The organism is Brevibacillus sp. NRRL NRS-603 (assembly GCF_003013445.1).
GTDB lineage: Bacteria > Bacillota > Bacilli > Brevibacillales > Brevibacillaceae > Brevibacillus > Brevibacillus formosus.
In genome coordinates this window covers 352,298-368,091 of the sequence record NZ_PXZN01000013.1, presented here as the reverse complement: position 1 = coordinate 368,091, position 15,794 = coordinate 352,298, and the positions used below count along the sequence as shown (strand labels likewise).

Here is a 15,794-nt window from a genome sequence, read left to right as displayed (position 1 = left end):
CAATCTATAGCTATTATAGCACAAAAATCAAATTTAAAATTTTTTATTTTATCATGACGTTTAAAATTTAGTCAACAAAAAATTTACATCTTACTCATGGAGCGTTTCTGTTGCCATTCACCACCCAGTTTAAATACGATCACACCCCCGACAATGACCAGAACCCCAAACAATTGCGTAAACGTCATCGGCACTTGAACCAGCCCTAACCAGCCGATTGAATCCGACCATAAAGCAAAGCCAAGCTGGGCAGTGAGAACGATGGAAATGGCATACGTGGGGCCAAGCAGCCTCATCCCTTGCACCAGACAAAAGACCACCCCAACGCCGATTATGCCGCTGAACCAGTACCACGGCTGCATAGCTGGAAGCGAAAACAACTGATTTCCTTCAAAAATGAGACCCATCGTCAAAGAAGACAGAAATCCCATCCCAAGCACAAGAGTCGTCGTCGACCATGTTCCTGCCTGTTCACTTACTTTCCTGTTGAAAATATTTTGCAGGCTGACCAACAAGCCAGCCAGTAACGCGAAGAATAGCCCGACTACCATGATTTTGCCACTCCTGTCTCATTATTCGTTTGGAGTCCCGCTCGCCACTTTAGCTAAACCTTCCTTATCCTTGATCAGAAGGAATCCATTGGCACGCTCAATCAGCCCCTCCTTGCAGAACTGTTGAATGACCCGATTCAAATGTCTGTAGCTCGTTCCAATCATATTCGCTGCATCCAAGAGATTGCTCGTACTAATCTGTTCTTTGTCGGCAGGATCCCACTCTTCTATCGGAACGGACAACAAGTAACGAGCGAATCGTACTTCTACTGGGTACAGAAGGTTGATGCTTAATGTGTTGGACTTCACACAAAATTTGTGCGTAATGATTTGCAGTAAAAATTGCAGGAGTGGAGCGTAGTCTGTTCCGTATTTTTTAAACCAGCGATAATGAATCCCGATCATCTGAACAGACGAGGCCGCCTCCACCGAATTTAGATAAGAAATTCCTCGTACGTACTCAATATCTCCGATCACTTCAAGCGGCTTTTTAAAGGAAAGGATCAGTGTTTTTCCTTCGGGGGAAGTCGTAAAAATCTTTACTTTACCCTTCACCAAAACATACAGATGACAGGCCGTTTCGCCTTGGGCACAAATGAGCTCCCCTTGGTCAAATTGAAACAAGGACAAATGCGGCAAAAAAGGCTCATGAAAAACAGACGCTAACTGATGGTCACGGAGATATTGTTGCAAAAGCTCACGGTTTTCAATTTCCTTCATCCCTCTGTTTCACCCTCTCGTCATCAAGCTCTTAGTATCAGTACCCCCAGAATCATCATCCCGATTCCAATAAAATGCGGCAGCTTCATCTTTTGTTTATCGACACCGAACCACCCATTACTGTCAATGAGAAACGTCAGGCTTAGCTGCGCAATCAAGAGGGCTGAAATCGTCATGGTTACTCCGATATGCTGGATGGCCGTAACATTGCTAAAAATGATAAACGCTGCGAATGCCCCACCTGTCAAATATAACGGTTTCACTCGCCTGTATGCCTGCCATTTTCCATCTCGAAAAAACAACAAGAGTAAAAAAGCCGTGAGAAAGCCCGTTAACTGCGTAAGTGACGCGGTTTGCCAAGTACCAATATCTTGACTGATTCTTGCATTCGCAACACCTTGCAAAGTAATAAAAACACCGCCCATAAGAGCAAAAATAATCCCCTTCATCCTCTCACCTCACACTAATCTGCTCCTAATTAAAAAGGATTGCAAGGTGGATAGGGAAGGACATATGTCCTCATCATTTTCGTTGCAAAAAACAAAGAAGAGGCCCTTTCCGTTAGATGGCCCCCTCGTTCATTCTTCTTATTGAATCTTTCTTTGTTTCACGATTCCTGTCACAAGCAGGACGATCATTCCAATGATGGTGATCGGCAGAAACCACTTCCCAAAGCCGCCTCCCCATCCTAGAGCAATGGAAACCGACTCCAACAAGATTAAGGAAAAAATAATTAAGCAACTATTTTTTATTTGGTTCACGATTTTTCGACTGTGCAAATAAAACTGCTCGGCATTCGATTCAGAGAAGCGTGCTGGATAGTTATGGAGCTCCGGATGTTTTTCTAGCACCTGCATGAGGAAAATGATAAAGACGCCAATCCCAGGTAAAAGAAGCAGTTCCCATTTTGAGCCCCAGCGATCTACTTCCCCTAAAGCATTGTAATGGGCAGGCACCTCGTCAGGAAGCTTATTCCATGCAAAGACTAAAAAGAGTAGTGATCCCACGAAGAATAAACAACCAACTACATCCCATAACCATTCGCAGCCTGTCTTTGGTATATTAGTGATTGGTCTCTTCATATTCTCCCCCCTTACTGCTGCTCCTCCTACAAGTATTTTACCATTTATGTCCATTTGGGAGTCAAGGTCAATCCGTCACACACTTCTGGGCGTTCTTACATATCTTGATGTGGAGTAAGGAGGGAACAACAGTGAGAGATCCTTTGAGAGAAAGTATGTTATTTGAGCACCGTTTCTGGCTACAAATTCTCGGCGATCATGCCCGCTTTATTTTTCAATCACTCGCTCCGAATGAAGAGCAGGAGATTGAAAGAGCCTTATACTTTATCGTGTCCTTCGATAATTTATTGGATAACGCCAGACAGAATCTGTCTTCCGATGAACTACACGCACTCAACCAGCAGGCAAGTGAACTCACGCAACAATTGCGCGATTTTAAACTCCACCTTCTGGAAAGGCACCTCGTCAGTAAAATATCGATCAGTCTTCCCCCGACGTTTATCAACCACATGGTCAATGAACTAGAAGAATATGAACGAATTTTGCATGCTTTTCTCTCCGGAAGCTTGCCACCTGCCAATCACCCGTTAGAGCTCCACCTTCTGTGGTTATCCGATGCGATCGGACATGCGGCCTCCATCACTTCGCTTTTGGACATGGTGGAAAAAGATTATCAGCTTAAAAGTGAACAATTTACCAAACAGTTCGAGCATTTTTACCTAAAAGCAGTGGAATTAGCCGGGTATCTCCGAACAAACTTGAATAACTTCCCGGCACTACGCCGTTTTAACCATCAAGCAGAAATGGAAATGAAGCTTTTTCAGGTATTCTTGCATGAATTGGAAGAGATGCGGATGCGCGATGAATTGCTTGGAGTTTTCTCCCCGCTCATGGCCGACCATATGTCTCGAGAAGAATGCTACTATTTGATGAAGCTATCTGAGGTTTCCGACGTGCAATCACCAGACTGTTTCCCCACCAGACCGCGCATCGAATAAGAGATTAACCTTGTTTAGAACGGGGCGAAAGCTAAAGGCTTTACGCCTCTTTTCCATTCCTTCCTGGCGGTATCCACTCATGCATAAGCAAGCAAGAAGCTGTCCTCATAGCATATAAAGTACCAACGTTAAGGGGGAAGTGTCATGGATCCGATTGAGCATCATAGACGGAGAATGCGTCATCACTTACGGCAAGCAGACCGTTATCGCTCTCTGGCTTTTGAACATCGCCATGATCGCATGCGTCATCATACCTTTCGAGAAAGAGAACACTTCCATCGCATGCGGGCCCATCACCACAGAATGCAAATGCATTCGATACGTCGCTTTTAACTTGGAAAACTCCCATTACAGGGAGTTTTTTTATGGGACAAGCCAGAAAACGCATTCTTTTTTTGATTCTGTGCTCATGCCCATTCACAAAACTGGGTAAACGCATAGACATACATCATGTGTGATCAAAAGTGGAAATTGGGTTATGATCCGCCCAAATCCTTATGCGGAGGTACAACATGACAGATGTTTTCGTTGATCGATCATTAGAGGAAATACGTTTTTGGTCTCGTATCATGAAAGAACATTCCCTGTTCCTCAAATTGGGTTTTAACTGCGAAGACACAAAATTGATTGAAGAAGCGAATCGCTTTTACAGCATTTTTGAAGAAATTGAAAGCCAAGCCCTTGCCTTTTCTTCTGACGTAGACCCTCAACGAATCTATGACTTTAATCAAATCGTTCACAATGCCGCTTCCTATATTTGGGCCTTTAAACGCAAAGTACTCGGACTCATTATTCGTTGCAAAATCGGTGGTAACAACTTTCCGCTGTTGGTCGATCACGTGAGCAGGGAAGCTGCCTATTTTCGGAATCGATTAGAACAACTGAATACAGGCAACCTTGATCCCTTACCTGATGCGGTGATTAATGAAAATGTCTTCTTCCTACGCATCATGGCTGACCATGCGAAATTTATTAACCATTTGCTCGATCCTTCTGAAAGAAAGCTAGTGGATCAAGCCAGAGAATTTAGTCATGATTTTGATCAATTATTGTTCCAAGCTCAGGATCTTGATTCCATGCGCCCCCAATCTCAAACGAAACCGCTACTGAATCAATTTGTGGATCAAAATCGCGTATCCGTTCGTCAATTGCGTGACTTCAAAAAAACAGCTCGTGATTTGATTGAGGAATGCAAAATTAAGAGCATAATCCCCCCATTGCTGGCTGACCATGTATTTAGAGAAGCCTCGCATTTTCTAGAGATTTTAGATGCCTTTGAGGTATCCCTTACACACGCAAAGTAGCGAAAATTCACCCGAAAGATTGTCACTTTATGCAAAGTGTAGCTTGCAGGTGATTGCTATTTGTGCGGACTGACGTGGAAAAGACCTAAAAGAGGCACCTCCTATCAGACAGGATGTGCCTCCTCATATGCAAGGAATCCCTGGATACTGATCTACGGATTCATACGAACGTGAAATGCCCAGCTCACGCGCTATTTCGCACTGTGTCGTGTCTTTTTCCTGATTCAGCCCAAACCTGCCGCCGCTGAAAAAGCCTTACAGAAGATTATAGGCAATCACAACACTTCGACATAATGCTTGGCGGTGTTATTATTGAAAAAGAACTTATAATTGGAGGACAAAAAGCATGACCCAGAAAAAAATGCTGATGTTGATTGTGGTGCTGCTGATTGGCGCCGCCTATCTCTTTGGAATTGTGCCAATGCCAATAGAGAACAAAACAGTCAGCACCGGAAACGCAGACCATACCATTGTCTTTCCGTCTGATCGATACCCTCAGACTGCAAAGCATATCAAAGAAGCGATTGCCTCTGGGAAGTCAGCTATATGCACAATTGACCGTAATGGAGCAGATGAAAATCGCCAAGAATCACTAAAAGGCATTCCTACAAAAAAAGGGTTCGATCGAGATGAATGGCCAATGGCTATGTGTGCGGAGGGAGGCACAGGAGCACATATCCAATACATATCGCCTTCAGATAATCGAGGAGCTGGATCGTGGATTTCCAATCAACTAGAGGAATTTCCAGACGGAACCAAGGTTGAAATCTTGGTCAAATAAGGTCTCTGTGCCCTCGCGTGTTTGCGGGGGCACTTGTCTATTGTCATTAATTTTAATCAAGTCCTAATTGACTTGCGCTATTTACCTGCAATCCTTTGGCCACTCCATTAGAAGACTGCAACTTACCTTCTTCCTCCAGGAATTTCCCTTGATAAACCCCTTTAATTACGTACGCGTCTTCGACAACGGGACCTTCATATTTTTCTAAGTATACATACGCTTTTTCACCTGTTTCAAATACTTCATTACCTTCAAAAGTATACGCTGTTCCATCTTTATATCCGCCGGTCTCTAGTATTTTGATCACATTTTCCGGCTCTACATCACCCTTGTGCACTTGTTTGACTTTTGCATCACTAAGGGTAAAAACGACGCTTTTATACTGGAAGCTCTCCGATTCATTGATTTCAACCTCGGCAATCACTTCAGCACTTTCATTAAGCTTTTTGATACTGTCGAAGCCCTCTACTACATCTCCCGATACATCTACTATTTTTATAATCTGCTTATCACTTTTTGCTAGTTCATAAAATGTTTGTTCGTAAGCACGACTCGTTTCGATTTTATGAGAATCTAAAAATAGATAGCTCCCGCCAACAAGAAAACCTAATGTATTTTGGTGACTTTGATCTTCACGTATTTTGAACTCCCATACAATCTCGTCTGACGGCGTACCACTTACTCAGAGTAGTAGATTTCTCCTGCTACTAAGTCAGCATTCTAATTTTTATATAAATTTACATTCATATAAATAGGACCACTTCCATAATTTACGCACTCTAAATAATACGTCCCGGGCTCAAGTTCAAAATACTCTTCTTTATATTGATTCCCAACTACTGACATAGACAGAGTCTTTCCATTTGGGTTAACTATATAGACCTTTGAATCCGGGAACACTGGATAACTTACACTACCTGTAAAAGCTATTACCTTAACCTTCGTATTTGAGTTGATAGTGAATGTTCCTGAGGAAGCTATCCTATCTAATCTCGAAAGATGAAACCAGAAGAAAGGAGACTCGCTTTGTATGTCAGCTTGAAGCTTACTCTGCCCTTGGTTAAGAGAAGTTTGAGATTGTGCGATTTCACTTGCAAACACAGTTTGCGAACCGAAAGTTAATGCAGAAAAAACTGCACCCAAAGTTATTAAGTTTTTAATCATAATCCACACTCCTATTTCTACTTAATTTTTTCTAACATACCTTCTCATATTCCTATCTACCGAGATGTTTCGTCGACTACGACGAACCGATAATCATAAATATACATAATTTCCATCTATTTACATTCCCAAAGACATCATAACACGCTTTTTTAATTAATACAATCGTATTGTTTAAACTTAGTTGTTATTCTTTTCCTGTTACAATATAGCCATGCAAAGTAATGAAATGAGTTGACTAGAAAATAATCATGGTTTCCTGCAACGATCAGAATGTATTCATATATATTTCAACTCTTCAATAAAAGGAAAATCCTCGTCTTTTTTCTAAGTATGAGCTTTTGAATTGCCCCCGACATGCTATTTTTTGAATATGATTCACATCTTTCGTGACTTTTTTAATATTTCCGACGTATTAATAATTGGTAATAGATAACAAAGGTGAGATAAAGGTGGTTGCTATGAAAAAATTCTTCACGATTGCTTTTGCTGCATTTTTAGTTATGTCTGTATCTACTAGCTATGTTTCAGCTTGGAACCCTTGCCAGCCTTTAAAAGAGTGCACTGGTGGGAAACCTGAATGCAAAAAAGTTCCAGGTGGACAAGATATTTGCCCTTGGTAATAGTGATACCACGCCCCCTTATTGGGGGCTTATATATGCCCTCGTAGAAGCTTGACTCATTCAACTTGATTGTTATACTTGCCCCCGACGAAAAAGAGTTCCACAATAATTTCTTATCTTTTTCAGTTTCCTTTCTTTAGATATTAGAATTCAGAGTATTCTTACATCTATCAGCAAAAACGACGAGTGATTTCACATAGCGAAGCTTGTGATCATTTAAAAAATTTCTAGTGTGTTAGATAACACCATAGATGGAGAGGATAACTATCGTTACTCTTGAAAAACTCTTCAAGGAGGGAACGAATTGGGCAAATATCGCTGTTACTACTGTGAACGTGAAACCGACAGCGCTCGCCAAATCACGTTTTTCCAAGGTAAGCAGGATCGCGATGAACTTTTATGCGATACCTGTCATGCTGATTGGATCGAATCCCTAAAGAGTGAGCCATAGGCAGGGTAACGATTCCCACCCCCACCCTTAGTGAATGTGCGATAGGGTGGGTCTTTTTTGCTCATTCACCCACAGCCTTGTCTTGCCTTTTCGCATGCTGTAAAAGAGCTGTCCTTCTGAAGTCTTGGAGTATTCGCCATTCACGAATACGAGCTCAATCCCGCGTTTATCAAATTCATCTGTCATTAGCAGCTGGTTCATCAGCTTCCGTGATAAACGGTCTGGGTTAAGACAAACGATCTTCTTAATAAGCCCATCCTTCACATCTTGTCTTAGCCTTGAGAGAGCCGGTCGATCTAAGAACTCGCCTGATACATCGTCAAGATATTCAGCAGCTTCACTCGTCGCTGCCTTCTTCCTGCATTCCCTTAACTGATCGTCGAGGCTGAATCCGCTCTTGGCTTGTTCCTCTGTACTCACCCTGGCATGTATTCCGATCATACGGCTTCTCCCTCCTGTCGAGAAGATATGCGCGAACGGCTTGTTAAAAGTAGTGAGCAAACATGAAAAAAGCACCACACGGGTGCTATTGTTTGATCATTGTATCGATAATAATGTTTAGATAAAGTTTTAGACGCGTCGAAAGCTCACCGAATATGATCTAGAACGCTTTTCATGACCTGCGGCGAGTCCTGCCGATCGAATAAATTATAGCGGGCCTTGACTGTTTGATAGACCTGATTCAGCGCTTTTTGGCTCTTCGTTTTCCGGTACTCGCTCACAAGTTTAGTAAAGGAAGGATGCCGGATTACGTCTGTTCGCCAGTCCCACACGCGAGGTTTTTGGACTTCTCGCCGGACCTGTTCCACCATCTCCAGTACTTTAGGTGCAAGAGAGGCGCTGAGCTGCGTTTCGGCCTTCTTCTTCTCTGGAAGATCAGACAGCATCACGTAGTTGGGAAGGGAAGACAACGGCTTGTTGTTTACATGCAACAATTGGCCTGAATAGTTGTGCACGGCCTCTAGCAGCATGTCTTGATTGACTTCGTATTGAAAATACTCCCATCCAGCCGCCATTTTTTTGCTCGGCAAAAACAGATGGAGGAAATCGAGCATATTTGTGTAGTACGGCTGAGATTCCGGATACACATACCCTTTTGTATCGACCTGGAATCCCGGCACCCCTACCTCTACTGCCCAGCGGACCGCTTCACTTTGGCTATCCTTGGGAGCTACACTCCCCTTATAAGGTCTAACTTTTTTGTACATGCGGTACAACGTCTCCGCAACAAATTGCTTCGTTAGCCGTTGGTCTTTCAGTTCCTCAGGCTGTACGTACCCCGCCTGGACAAGTGCCTTTATCCGCGCATTTAGTTCCATCTCTCCCCGCTTTCGTCGCAGCTCGCCTCCCCATTGACCAGATGCTTGCTGCTCCAATATTTGCTTGCTGATCGCGGCCGGATCGTAACCTTGGGGATAGACGGGGTCCAATATCCCGATCTCATTGTACAGGGCCAGCAAATACCCATTTTTAGAGACGCTGAATTCATCGATCATGAAACCGCGCGGCGTGTCTGTACCGTTAAGGTCGCCGACGATTTCCGTGAGGCTTTTTCTGTTTTTGTCCAGGATGCTGGCCGGATGCGGATTTTTGATCTTGAGCGCCCCTTTTAGGAGAAAATGAAAAACTTCTTTTTCTTCCAGCGTATTGACCGTGGGCATTTTGTAGGCAATGCGATAAGAGGCCGCCGTTGCCGCTCCTGCCTCTTGAATCGGATAGACAATCTGTCCGACAGACAGAACGACTGCGATTGCAGCGGTGAACACAGCCTTTTTCATGGATTTGTTACCTCCTCAATGTGGTAAACGCATCGGAATATGATTCACGGGAGTTTGCAAATACATTTGTTAGACGCACCCTTTTTGAATAAAGTTACATCGCACCATCATGGCTAATTTGAATATGAGAAATGCTAGACAAGGGAAGACGACTAAAACCGTTGCCTACTGAGTTAATTTTGCAATAGAAAAAGCACCGCGGGGGTGCTTTTATGTCTATCTATTCCGTTAGAAATTACTTTAACCAAAGAAAAATAGTCGTATCGGCATTTCTTTCCCCTCTAATTTCCACTGCGTTTGATACTGCGATTACATTATTGTTTTGGTCTAGCGCATAAGCATGTATTCTGTATAGTTTTCCAATTCTTAAACTATAAATTTTTGTGCTAGTAGTGTACGAAGTACCACTCATATCCTCATATCCATCGGTTATATTGTAACGAACCCACTTATATCTATCTGCACCTGGAATAGAATTAAACTTCACCCCAATATCTTGAAACACATCTTCATACTTTTCATCTTCGTTAGAAGATATTTTGGATGATGAATAGTGACCGGTTGCAGTAGATGCAGGTGATTGCTGTCCCTCCTGTGCAAATGCAGGTACGGCTGAAGTCAATAGTGCCAATGTTGCTAAACTAGTCAGAAACTTTTTCATCGAAAACACTCCTTCTTTCTCTTTTTTTACCCGCCCTCAGAAGAGAAGCAAGTTAACGGGGGAGTGGATTTGGTTGCCGATATTCAAATGTTACAGTAACAACTTCCATTTACTCCCATTTATTACAAAAACATCATAACACTCACTTTAAGATAATACAATTGTATTGTTTGAAAATATTCAACTATTTTTTCTCTAGGGGACTCCAGCTCAAGCCAAACCTTACTTTAAGGACAGGTTGCAAGAAAATATTTAAAAGCATGTTCCCTGCTAAGCTTGTTACAACTGGTGCATATGCGATCAGAATATTTCGTCTGTTATTCCTAATTTTGTCCGGGTTTTATCCATGGTTTTTGTCGGTCTTTTGGACATAAAAAAACACTCAGATCATCCCGAGTGACTGCAATGCCCTGTCGCTCCTTTTTATTTTGGACAGCAACACACAGGGCTTTCTGACTTCTTCTTTCATCTATTGGTTCCAGACGTGCAACCATTTGTAGTAATTCCATTGCTGTCATTTCACTTGTACATGCACTCCCATATAATTTGCAAAGAAACTACGTCGTGCTTTGAATGTACTGAAATAACCGATCCTCGTGGTTCTTTGCGTATAAAAACCTTAGCGCCTCTTTCATTGCCTGCCACTATCGTTTCACACATTGATTGTTGTCTTGCCTAGTCGTCTCCTTGCTACATACTTTCATCCGCTTTCCTCCCCATTTTACAAATCGTGTGGTTTGAAAATTTCCCCTGGAAATTGCGCAACCTATACCATCATGAATGCGGGGGTATCAGCATGAATTGGACTCTTATATGAAGACTGTAGGTGTGATTGTAATCGGTCCCCTTTGTACTGCGAATTGCTGGTAGAAAATCAATTTCTCAAATGACTATGGCCCAAGTAATTGTACTGATCGAGATTGGTACTTCGATCATTCAACACTTATTACTAGTAATGGTTAACGCACTACAGAAGGCCCGATGCCTAAATTCTTTTGCTACGGTTTTATAACCCATTCCATCTCTCAAATATAAATCCACTTCTTTTTTCTTAAAGGCAGCGTCAAAAGTTCTTCTGATTTTTCCCATGAGAAAATCCCCCCATAATAGACAGAGTAAGGTGCTTACTTTTTTCTGTCCACTTTGAGGGGATCATATCATTCCGAATGGCTTATTTCTTATTTGCTTGTCTCCATTTTATCAAAAAGTCTTGTTAGCTCGCAGAATCATACTGTACTTAAACTTGTGTAATTAATTGTCAGCCTAGTAAGCTCATCTTATTGATCTTGTTTTGTAAAAGAAAAAGCACAACGTGGCTGCTTAATTTAAACTATTTCTTACTAGGATCGCTGTGACAATAACCCCTGCGATACTTGGAAGAATAATTTTCGAACTAACAACAATTTCAGGTATCGAAATTCCTAGATAAATTTCTGGCAAAATCTCACCCCCTATATTTCCATTCTGAGGTAATGGCAGGCGCTTGTCTATATAAAAAGCACCACTCTTTCGGCAGGTTTTCCAAAGTTCCGAGAGGGGTTCCCAAACTTGAAAACGTTGAAATGCATACAATGAAAATAATTGCATGGTTCCCTACTCAGATCATCGCAAGACGAGCGCGTTCAGGCTCAGAATGTGTCCCCCTCTTGTAAGGTCACATTCGTCATCACCCATAGATTCGCTCAGGTACGCTATTGATAAGGGATAGACGGTATCTCCCATGAGCAGATGTAGCTTGCTCTTGACTCAAGATTACCGATTACACAATTTCAAATCGTCCTGCCTTTTATCCCTGATTTTGTCCGCGTTTTGTCGGGATTTTGTTGGGACTTCCTTCATTCGCGTCTGTGACCAACTTTTCAATAAGTTTTTTAACAAATACCTCTTCGATTTTCTTGATTTCTTTGTCAGCTTCATTATCGGCAAGTCCATGAATTTCCTTAAGAATTGCATTTGGATCTTTCCTTTCTCGAATCTTTATATAACGGCTAATTAGCTCACAATCATCACCTATGAGTTCATAGATTTCTTCATAGTTGAAAACAAAACTACTTTCTTTAATCACAATAAAGCCAAGATACAGTCCAAGCAATTTTTCAAGGGGTACATCAAGGGCAATAAAGATCCTAGCAATCTCCGTCAAGGGCATACGCCTTATTTTTGATATATCTTTCGGACCATCGAATGCGTAGTTATCATTTATTAGATCTGTTTTATCTTTTAAAGCCTCTTGAGACTGTCTCAAGGATAAAATATTTGCGCCCCCCTCAAAATCCGGGTCAAAGTACTGATGTAAATCATCCTGCCAATAACAAACTGGACAAATATCAACGGTTCCCGGGGGTTTTAAGTCAAATGTTTTATAACCGCAACAAGGACAAGTGTATTTCATGTATCCACCTCCAAATTACTCTTTATAATCATCCAACGTAATCCCCAATCTCGAGTAGACATGAAGTTCACAAGACTGAATACCATGTTCTCCGTTCTCAAAACCCACTTCACATTTCATCGACATTCTTAATGGAGCGATCTGTTCTCTTCCCGAATTCCATGCTAGTAACGCAAACTGGACTATGATAATAAGACAAATAAATTGATGCATCAGGCATAGGAACTTCGTCATCCTCGAAAGCGAAGTCGGTAAACTCGTAAGCCTTATTCTCTAAATCCTTCCAACTCCGAACACTTGGCACACAATAACTATTACTGTAGAGCTTAGATTCCCTCTTTCTCTACAAATAAAGGACTACATGCTATACGCGGAAGGGATTTACCACATGATAACTCCCATATTCTATTATTTTTTGGAGGACATAGTCTACACGAGAGTCGATTGTCACATCATCTGCCGCGGATGGAAAAACGCAGGCTTGTGATGAGGAAGCCATTAGACGCAGATCGCGGGTCGGACATCTCCTACAGCTCATAGCCGGCGGCAGACAGTTGTTCTGGTTCACCTCTCACAACATGCTTCATTTTGATGAAACAGCCTGGCCCCAATAAGGAACAAGCTGCTTTTTTGTGAATAGCTTGAAATGTAGGACATGAGATAAAAGGGGAAGTGACCGTCGTGGGAGCAGGTGCACACTCTGTTGATGATCATTTTGATTACATTGTCATTGGCGCTGGGACTGCCGGAGGGGCAATCGCAAAAGAACTATCGGATGACAAGAGAACTTCCGTCCTCGTCCTGGAAGCAGGTACGAATATGCCGAACAGCAGTGCCTCTGTTTTAGCGGCAGCCGCAGCAGCAAATGATAACAAGCTTTCCTATATGGCTTATTCACAAATCGAGAAAAATATTGGACGTCAGCTTAAACTTTCGGGTGGAAGGGTCATCGGGGGGAGCTCCCAACACAATTTCATGGGGGCTTTTCGTGGAAGCCGTCAACTTTATGACCAGTGGGCAAGCCTCGTCGGCAAACAATGGAAGTACGAGAATATACGCTCCCTATTCAAACAAGATGAAACTTACACGGGAAAAACACAAAGCCCGGACGAACGAGGAAGACATGGCCCCGTTTTTGTCAGACAGCAACTCATCCCGAAACATGGTCTGATCCAAACGTTAGCGGAGGCAACCTCGGATGTTTTGGGCATCCCCATTGTCGAAGATTACAATACGGGAATAAGAGATTGCACCTTTTTCAAAACACAGCTCATCCAACAAGAAGTGGATGGCAAGTTTGTCCGTTCATCTACTACCACTGGCTATTTAAATGAGAAGATTGTCACACAAGGCAATGAGTTTCAACCCGATGAGTTTGGGGTCGGAGGCAGAAAGCTTGTCATTTTTGGAAAAACGACCGTGAATAAAATACTCTTTACACAAGAAGGGCAAGATTATATTGCAACGGGTGTTGAATATGTAAGGGACGGGGTGACGCAACAATCTTTTGCTCGAAAAGGGGTCATTGTTTCAGCTGGTTTTTTCTCCTCGGTGATTTTGCAGCGATCGGGAATCGGACGATCGTCGGACTTGCGTGATGCAGGTATAACACCATTGGTGGAAAGCCCACATGTTGGCTACAATTTCCAAACTCATTATGCTGTTGGCATGGGAGTTGAGCTAAAAACAGACCGACTTCTGCCGATATTGGAAGCTGACCCAGATCAACCGGTTACGCTTGGCGCTTTTAAAAAGGACAAAGGACCTGGGCGTCGCCTTCAATTATTAGGGCTGCCATTCCCCATCTTTCTCCCGTCCCAAGATGTGATTTTCAATCACTGGGGATTTGATCCCACGAAATCGAGAAATGTCATGAGCATTGGCATTGCCGATGTAAACCCCAAAAGCAGAGGCACCATCTTGGCAACTCACAGTGACCCGGAAGCGTATCCATCCATTCAGTTCAATCCGCTTGAAAATCCAGATGACTTACGCTATATCGTAGACCAATATATCGAGACATATAAGATTATCGCGAAGGCTCGTAAACGGGATCCAAAAGGCGGTTACAAGGTAGTATACCCGCCAGAACCTATCTTCCATATAAAGAATGAAAAAGAAAAGCGTGACCAGCTCGCTGATTATGCCCGCGCTTCCTATTCGAATTTTGCTCATTTCGGAGGACAATGCAGAATGGCGAGAAGTATTCAGGAAGGAGTCGTTGATGGATTCCTCAATGTTTTTGGCACCAAAAATCTGAAAGTCGCTGATCTTTCTGTTGCTCCTGTTTTACCTGATAGCAACACGTCCACCCCAGCTCGGATGATTGGGTTAAATGCCGTACGTTTTATTCGTGAAGAGGAACATCGTGATTGATCATATAGAATAGCCCATGATTGATTCTGCTGTGTGCAAGAATCAATCATGGGTCTTTTTTTGGCCACCCCTGATGAAGAATAGTGCAACTCATGTGCTATTCTTCATTTCCATTCAATGTCTCAATTCTTTGATTCCACCTAACAGCTCGTTTTTATCAGAAAATGAAGCGATTTGTATTGAATGTGGTAAATTAAAGCTAAACTACCAAAGTGAAGACACCGAGGAATCAATTCTGTATTCGGTGTTGATTTTAAGCCCGAAGATTTAGGCATATCGCTAAAAGAAGTAGCCTTGTTCGTTGATAGATGGGATGAAAACATAACATATGAGTATTTCATAGGGATTTGATTATGTTGTCTCATACATTCCAATAGTTTTTAAAAACAAGAAACTTGGCTCATATAAACTACTATTCAATCTAAACGGAGATATTTTGGATGATTTCTTCGTCATTGACTTAGTACACATTTTGTTACTATGAACCAGAAAACTGACGAACTCCAGGTGATAAAATGGGACTTACACATGAATTTTACTTAGTACGAAGTGAAAACGAAAATGAACCATTTGAGACGGTAGTTTTAAGCGATAACCTTGTCCTCTACATATGGGACTCTCTTCGTTGGATACCTTCCTTTAATCCCTCAACCCAAGAAAACCAAACTGGCTTAAATTACCACGGCATTACAATCATTCGTCATGAAGGTGCGAACCTTCTCAAAGACATTTGTTTAAATTGGTCACGGCTGTTTTCTCTGGCTCCTTCAACGTTCCGGCTAACCGGAGACTTTGTGATGGATGAGAATGGGAATGGTGCCTACGAGAAGTGGAATTGCACCAGAGATGAACTGACTAAAACCCTATCCGCTTTGGCAGCTATTGCTGAACGGGCTTTTCATGAAAACTACAATATCGTTCACCATGGTATTTAGCATTTTGAAAAACGTGTAGATTCCCTAAATTGTAAATA

The 15,794-nt window shown here is 42.3% G+C and carries 18 protein-coding genes and 3 pseudogenes; 9 read left to right on the top strand and 12 right to left on the bottom strand.

Translation table 11 applies throughout. The annotated features are described in order from the left end of the window. Positions 1 to 83: 83 nt before the first annotated feature. The 4 genes from C7R94_RS13630 to C7R94_RS13615 form a co-directional block, all read right to left on the bottom strand. Complete coding sequence (locus C7R94_RS13630) at positions 84 to 551, bottom strand: DMT family transporter (protein WP_106781934.1); 468 nt, start codon at positions 549 to 551, stop codon at positions 84 to 86. Positions 552 to 572: 21 nt separating this feature from the next. Continuing rightward, on the bottom strand, positions 573 to 1,271 hold the full coding sequence (locus C7R94_RS13625; protein ID WP_106781931.1) for a Crp/Fnr family transcriptional regulator: 699 nt from the start codon (positions 1,269 to 1,271) through the stop codon (positions 573 to 575). 23 nt (positions 1,272 to 1,294) lie between these two features. Then, positions 1,295 to 1,720 carry a DMT family transporter gene (locus tag C7R94_RS13620; RefSeq protein WP_106781929.1) on the bottom strand — a complete coding sequence of 142 codons (426 nt, stop codon included), beginning with the start codon at positions 1,718 to 1,720 and terminating at the stop codon, positions 1,295 to 1,297. Between the two features lie 138 nt (positions 1,721 to 1,858). Continuing rightward, positions 1,859 to 2,353, bottom strand: coding sequence for a DUF1648 domain-containing protein (locus C7R94_RS13615; protein ID WP_106781927.1), 495 nt, complete (start codon positions 2,351 to 2,353; stop codon positions 1,859 to 1,861). Between the two features lie 107 nt (positions 2,354 to 2,460). On the opposite strand from C7R94_RS13615, the gene C7R94_RS13610 reads away from it, so the two are divergent. The 3 genes from C7R94_RS13610 (at position 2,461) to C7R94_RS13600 (ending at position 4,595) form a co-directional block, all read left to right on the top strand. Continuing rightward, on the top strand, positions 2,461 to 3,291 hold the full coding sequence (locus C7R94_RS13610) for a DUF2935 domain-containing protein (protein WP_206768010.1): 831 nt from the start codon (positions 2,461 to 2,463) through the stop codon (positions 3,289 to 3,291). A gap of 144 nt (positions 3,292 to 3,435) precedes the next feature. Next, the gene (locus tag C7R94_RS29895) at positions 3,436 to 3,624 is read left to right on the top strand and encodes a hypothetical protein (protein ID WP_146142801.1); all 189 of its coding nucleotides are present in this window, start codon (positions 3,436 to 3,438) and stop codon (positions 3,622 to 3,624) included. Positions 3,625 to 3,803: 179 nt separating this feature from the next. After that, the gene (locus tag C7R94_RS13600; protein ID WP_106781920.1) at positions 3,804 to 4,595 is read left to right on the top strand and encodes a DUF2935 domain-containing protein; all 792 of its coding nucleotides are present in this window, start codon (positions 3,804 to 3,806) and stop codon (positions 4,593 to 4,595) included. 156 nt (positions 4,596 to 4,751) lie between these two features. Here C7R94_RS13600 and C7R94_RS30990 read toward each other — a convergent pair. Further along, positions 4,752 to 4,835, bottom strand: a pseudogene (locus C7R94_RS30990) (RNA polymerase subunit sigma); the annotation flags it as partial. 106 nt (positions 4,836 to 4,941) lie between these two features. Between C7R94_RS30990 and C7R94_RS13595 the strand changes: the two are divergent. After that, entirely contained in the window at positions 4,942 to 5,376 is a 435-nt protein-coding gene (locus C7R94_RS13595) for a NucA/NucB deoxyribonuclease domain-containing protein (protein WP_106781918.1), read from the top strand. A 52-nt stretch (positions 5,377 to 5,428) separates the two neighbouring features. On the opposite strand, the gene C7R94_RS13590 is transcribed toward C7R94_RS13595, so the two are convergent. Next, positions 5,429 to 5,800, bottom strand: coding sequence for a hypothetical protein (locus C7R94_RS13590; RefSeq protein ID WP_106781916.1), 372 nt, complete (start codon positions 5,798 to 5,800; stop codon positions 5,429 to 5,431). A 296-nt stretch (positions 5,801 to 6,096) separates the two neighbouring features. Continuing rightward, positions 6,097 to 6,540 (bottom strand): hypothetical protein, encoded by a 444-nt coding sequence (locus C7R94_RS13585; protein WP_106781913.1) that lies wholly within the window; start codon positions 6,538 to 6,540, stop codon positions 6,097 to 6,099. 452 nt (positions 6,541 to 6,992) lie between these two features. Here C7R94_RS13585 and C7R94_RS30040 point away from each other — a divergent pair, with 452 nt between their 5' ends. Together C7R94_RS30040 and C7R94_RS30035 are read left to right on the top strand one after the other, a co-directional pair. Beyond that, positions 6,993 to 7,163, top strand: a complete 171-nt coding sequence (locus C7R94_RS30040) for a hypothetical protein (protein ID WP_158264679.1) — start codon at positions 6,993 to 6,995, stop codon at positions 7,161 to 7,163. Between the two features lie 251 nt (positions 7,164 to 7,414). Further along, positions 7,415 to 7,600, top strand: a complete 186-nt coding sequence (locus C7R94_RS30035) for a hypothetical protein (protein WP_158264678.1) — start codon at positions 7,415 to 7,417, stop codon at positions 7,598 to 7,600. Between the two features lie 41 nt (positions 7,601 to 7,641). Here the strand turns inward: C7R94_RS30035 and C7R94_RS13580 are convergent, their stop codons facing one another. The 3 genes from C7R94_RS13580 to C7R94_RS13570 all read right to left on the bottom strand — a co-directional run bounded on the left by C7R94_RS13580 (position 7,642) and on the right by C7R94_RS13570 (position 10,053). Beyond that, positions 7,642 to 8,055 (bottom strand): recombinase family protein, encoded by a 414-nt coding sequence (locus C7R94_RS13580; protein ID WP_233220550.1) that lies wholly within the window; start codon positions 8,053 to 8,055, stop codon positions 7,642 to 7,644. A gap of 146 nt (positions 8,056 to 8,201) precedes the next feature. After that, positions 8,202 to 9,392: a hypothetical protein gene (locus C7R94_RS13575; RefSeq protein ID WP_106781911.1), complete on the bottom strand. Its 1,191-nt coding sequence runs from the start codon at positions 9,390 to 9,392 to the stop codon at positions 8,202 to 8,204. A gap of 235 nt (positions 9,393 to 9,627) precedes the next feature. Then, positions 9,628 to 10,053, bottom strand: coding sequence for a hypothetical protein (locus C7R94_RS13570; protein WP_106781909.1), 426 nt, complete (start codon positions 10,051 to 10,053; stop codon positions 9,628 to 9,630). Positions 10,054 to 10,906: 853 nt separating this feature from the next. On the opposite strand from C7R94_RS13570, the pseudogene C7R94_RS30660 reads away from it, so the two are divergent. Beyond that, positions 10,907 to 11,002 (top strand): annotated as a pseudogene (locus tag C7R94_RS30660) (DUF421 domain-containing protein); the annotation flags it as partial. Here the strand turns inward: C7R94_RS30660 and C7R94_RS13560 are convergent. Together C7R94_RS13560 and C7R94_RS30655 are read right to left on the bottom strand one after the other, a co-directional pair. Next, the gene (locus tag C7R94_RS13560) at positions 10,990 to 11,142 is read right to left on the bottom strand and encodes a transposase (protein ID WP_199197934.1); all 153 of its coding nucleotides are present in this window, start codon (positions 11,140 to 11,142) and stop codon (positions 10,990 to 10,992) included. The pseudogene C7R94_RS30660 and the gene C7R94_RS13560 sit on opposite strands and share 13 nt — an antisense overlap. A 1,138-nt stretch (positions 11,143 to 12,280) precedes the next feature. Next, positions 12,281 to 12,445 (bottom strand): annotated as a pseudogene (locus tag C7R94_RS30655) (CPCC family cysteine-rich protein); the annotation flags it as partial. Between the two features lie 681 nt (positions 12,446 to 13,126). Here C7R94_RS30655 and C7R94_RS13540 point away from each other — a divergent pair. Together C7R94_RS13540 and C7R94_RS13535 are read left to right on the top strand one after the other, a co-directional pair. Next, positions 13,127 to 14,821, top strand: coding sequence for a GMC family oxidoreductase (locus C7R94_RS13540; RefSeq protein ID WP_106781903.1), 1,695 nt, complete (start codon positions 13,127 to 13,129; stop codon positions 14,819 to 14,821). A gap of 515 nt (positions 14,822 to 15,336) precedes the next feature. Next, positions 15,337 to 15,756, top strand: coding sequence for a hypothetical protein (locus C7R94_RS13535; RefSeq protein WP_106781900.1), 420 nt, complete (start codon positions 15,337 to 15,339; stop codon positions 15,754 to 15,756). The last annotated feature ends 38 nt before the right edge of the window (positions 15,757 to 15,794 follow it).

Excerpts from the sequence above, each read along its gene's own strand:
- C7R94_RS13630 (WP_106781934.1), bottom strand. The coding sequence starts at position 551 with ATGGTAGTCGGGCTATTCTTCGCGTTACTGGCTGGCTTGTTGGTCAGC.
- C7R94_RS13625 (WP_106781931.1), bottom strand. The coding sequence starts at position 1,271 with ATGAAGGAAATTGAAAACCGTGAGCTTTTGCAACAATATCTCCGTGAC.
- C7R94_RS13620 (WP_106781929.1), bottom strand. The coding sequence starts at position 1,720 with ATGAAGGGGATTATTTTTGCTCTTATGGGCGGTGTTTTTATTACTTTG.
- C7R94_RS13615 (WP_106781927.1), bottom strand. The coding sequence starts at position 2,353 with ATGAAGAGACCAATCACTAATATACCAAAGACAGGCTGCGAATGGTTA.
- C7R94_RS13610 (WP_206768010.1), top strand. The coding sequence starts at position 2,461 with ATGTGGAGTAAGGAGGGAACAACAGTGAGAGATCCTTTGAGAGAAAGT.
- C7R94_RS29895 (WP_146142801.1), top strand. The coding sequence starts at position 3,436 with ATGGATCCGATTGAGCATCATAGACGGAGAATGCGTCATCACTTACGG.
- C7R94_RS13600 (WP_106781920.1), top strand. The coding sequence starts at position 3,804 with ATGACAGATGTTTTCGTTGATCGATCATTAGAGGAAATACGTTTTTGG.
- C7R94_RS13595 (WP_106781918.1), top strand. The coding sequence starts at position 4,942 with ATGACCCAGAAAAAAATGCTGATGTTGATTGTGGTGCTGCTGATTGGC.
- C7R94_RS13585 (WP_106781913.1), bottom strand. The coding sequence starts at position 6,540 with ATGATTAAAAACTTAATAACTTTGGGTGCAGTTTTTTCTGCATTAACT.
- C7R94_RS30035 (WP_158264678.1), top strand. The coding sequence starts at position 7,415 with ATGGAGAGGATAACTATCGTTACTCTTGAAAAACTCTTCAAGGAGGGA.
- C7R94_RS13580 (WP_233220550.1), bottom strand. The coding sequence starts at position 8,055 with ATGATCGGAATACATGCCAGGGTGAGTACAGAGGAACAAGCCAAGAGC.
- C7R94_RS13575 (WP_106781911.1), bottom strand. The coding sequence starts at position 9,392 with ATGAAAAAGGCTGTGTTCACCGCTGCAATCGCAGTCGTTCTGTCTGTC.
- C7R94_RS13570 (WP_106781909.1), bottom strand. The coding sequence starts at position 10,053 with ATGAAAAAGTTTCTGACTAGTTTAGCAACATTGGCACTATTGACTTCA.
- C7R94_RS13560 (WP_199197934.1), bottom strand. The coding sequence starts at position 11,142 with ATGGGAAAAATCAGAAGAACTTTTGACGCTGCCTTTAAGAAAAAAGAA.
- C7R94_RS13535 (WP_106781900.1), top strand. The coding sequence starts at position 15,337 with ATGGGACTTACACATGAATTTTACTTAGTACGAAGTGAAAACGAAAAT.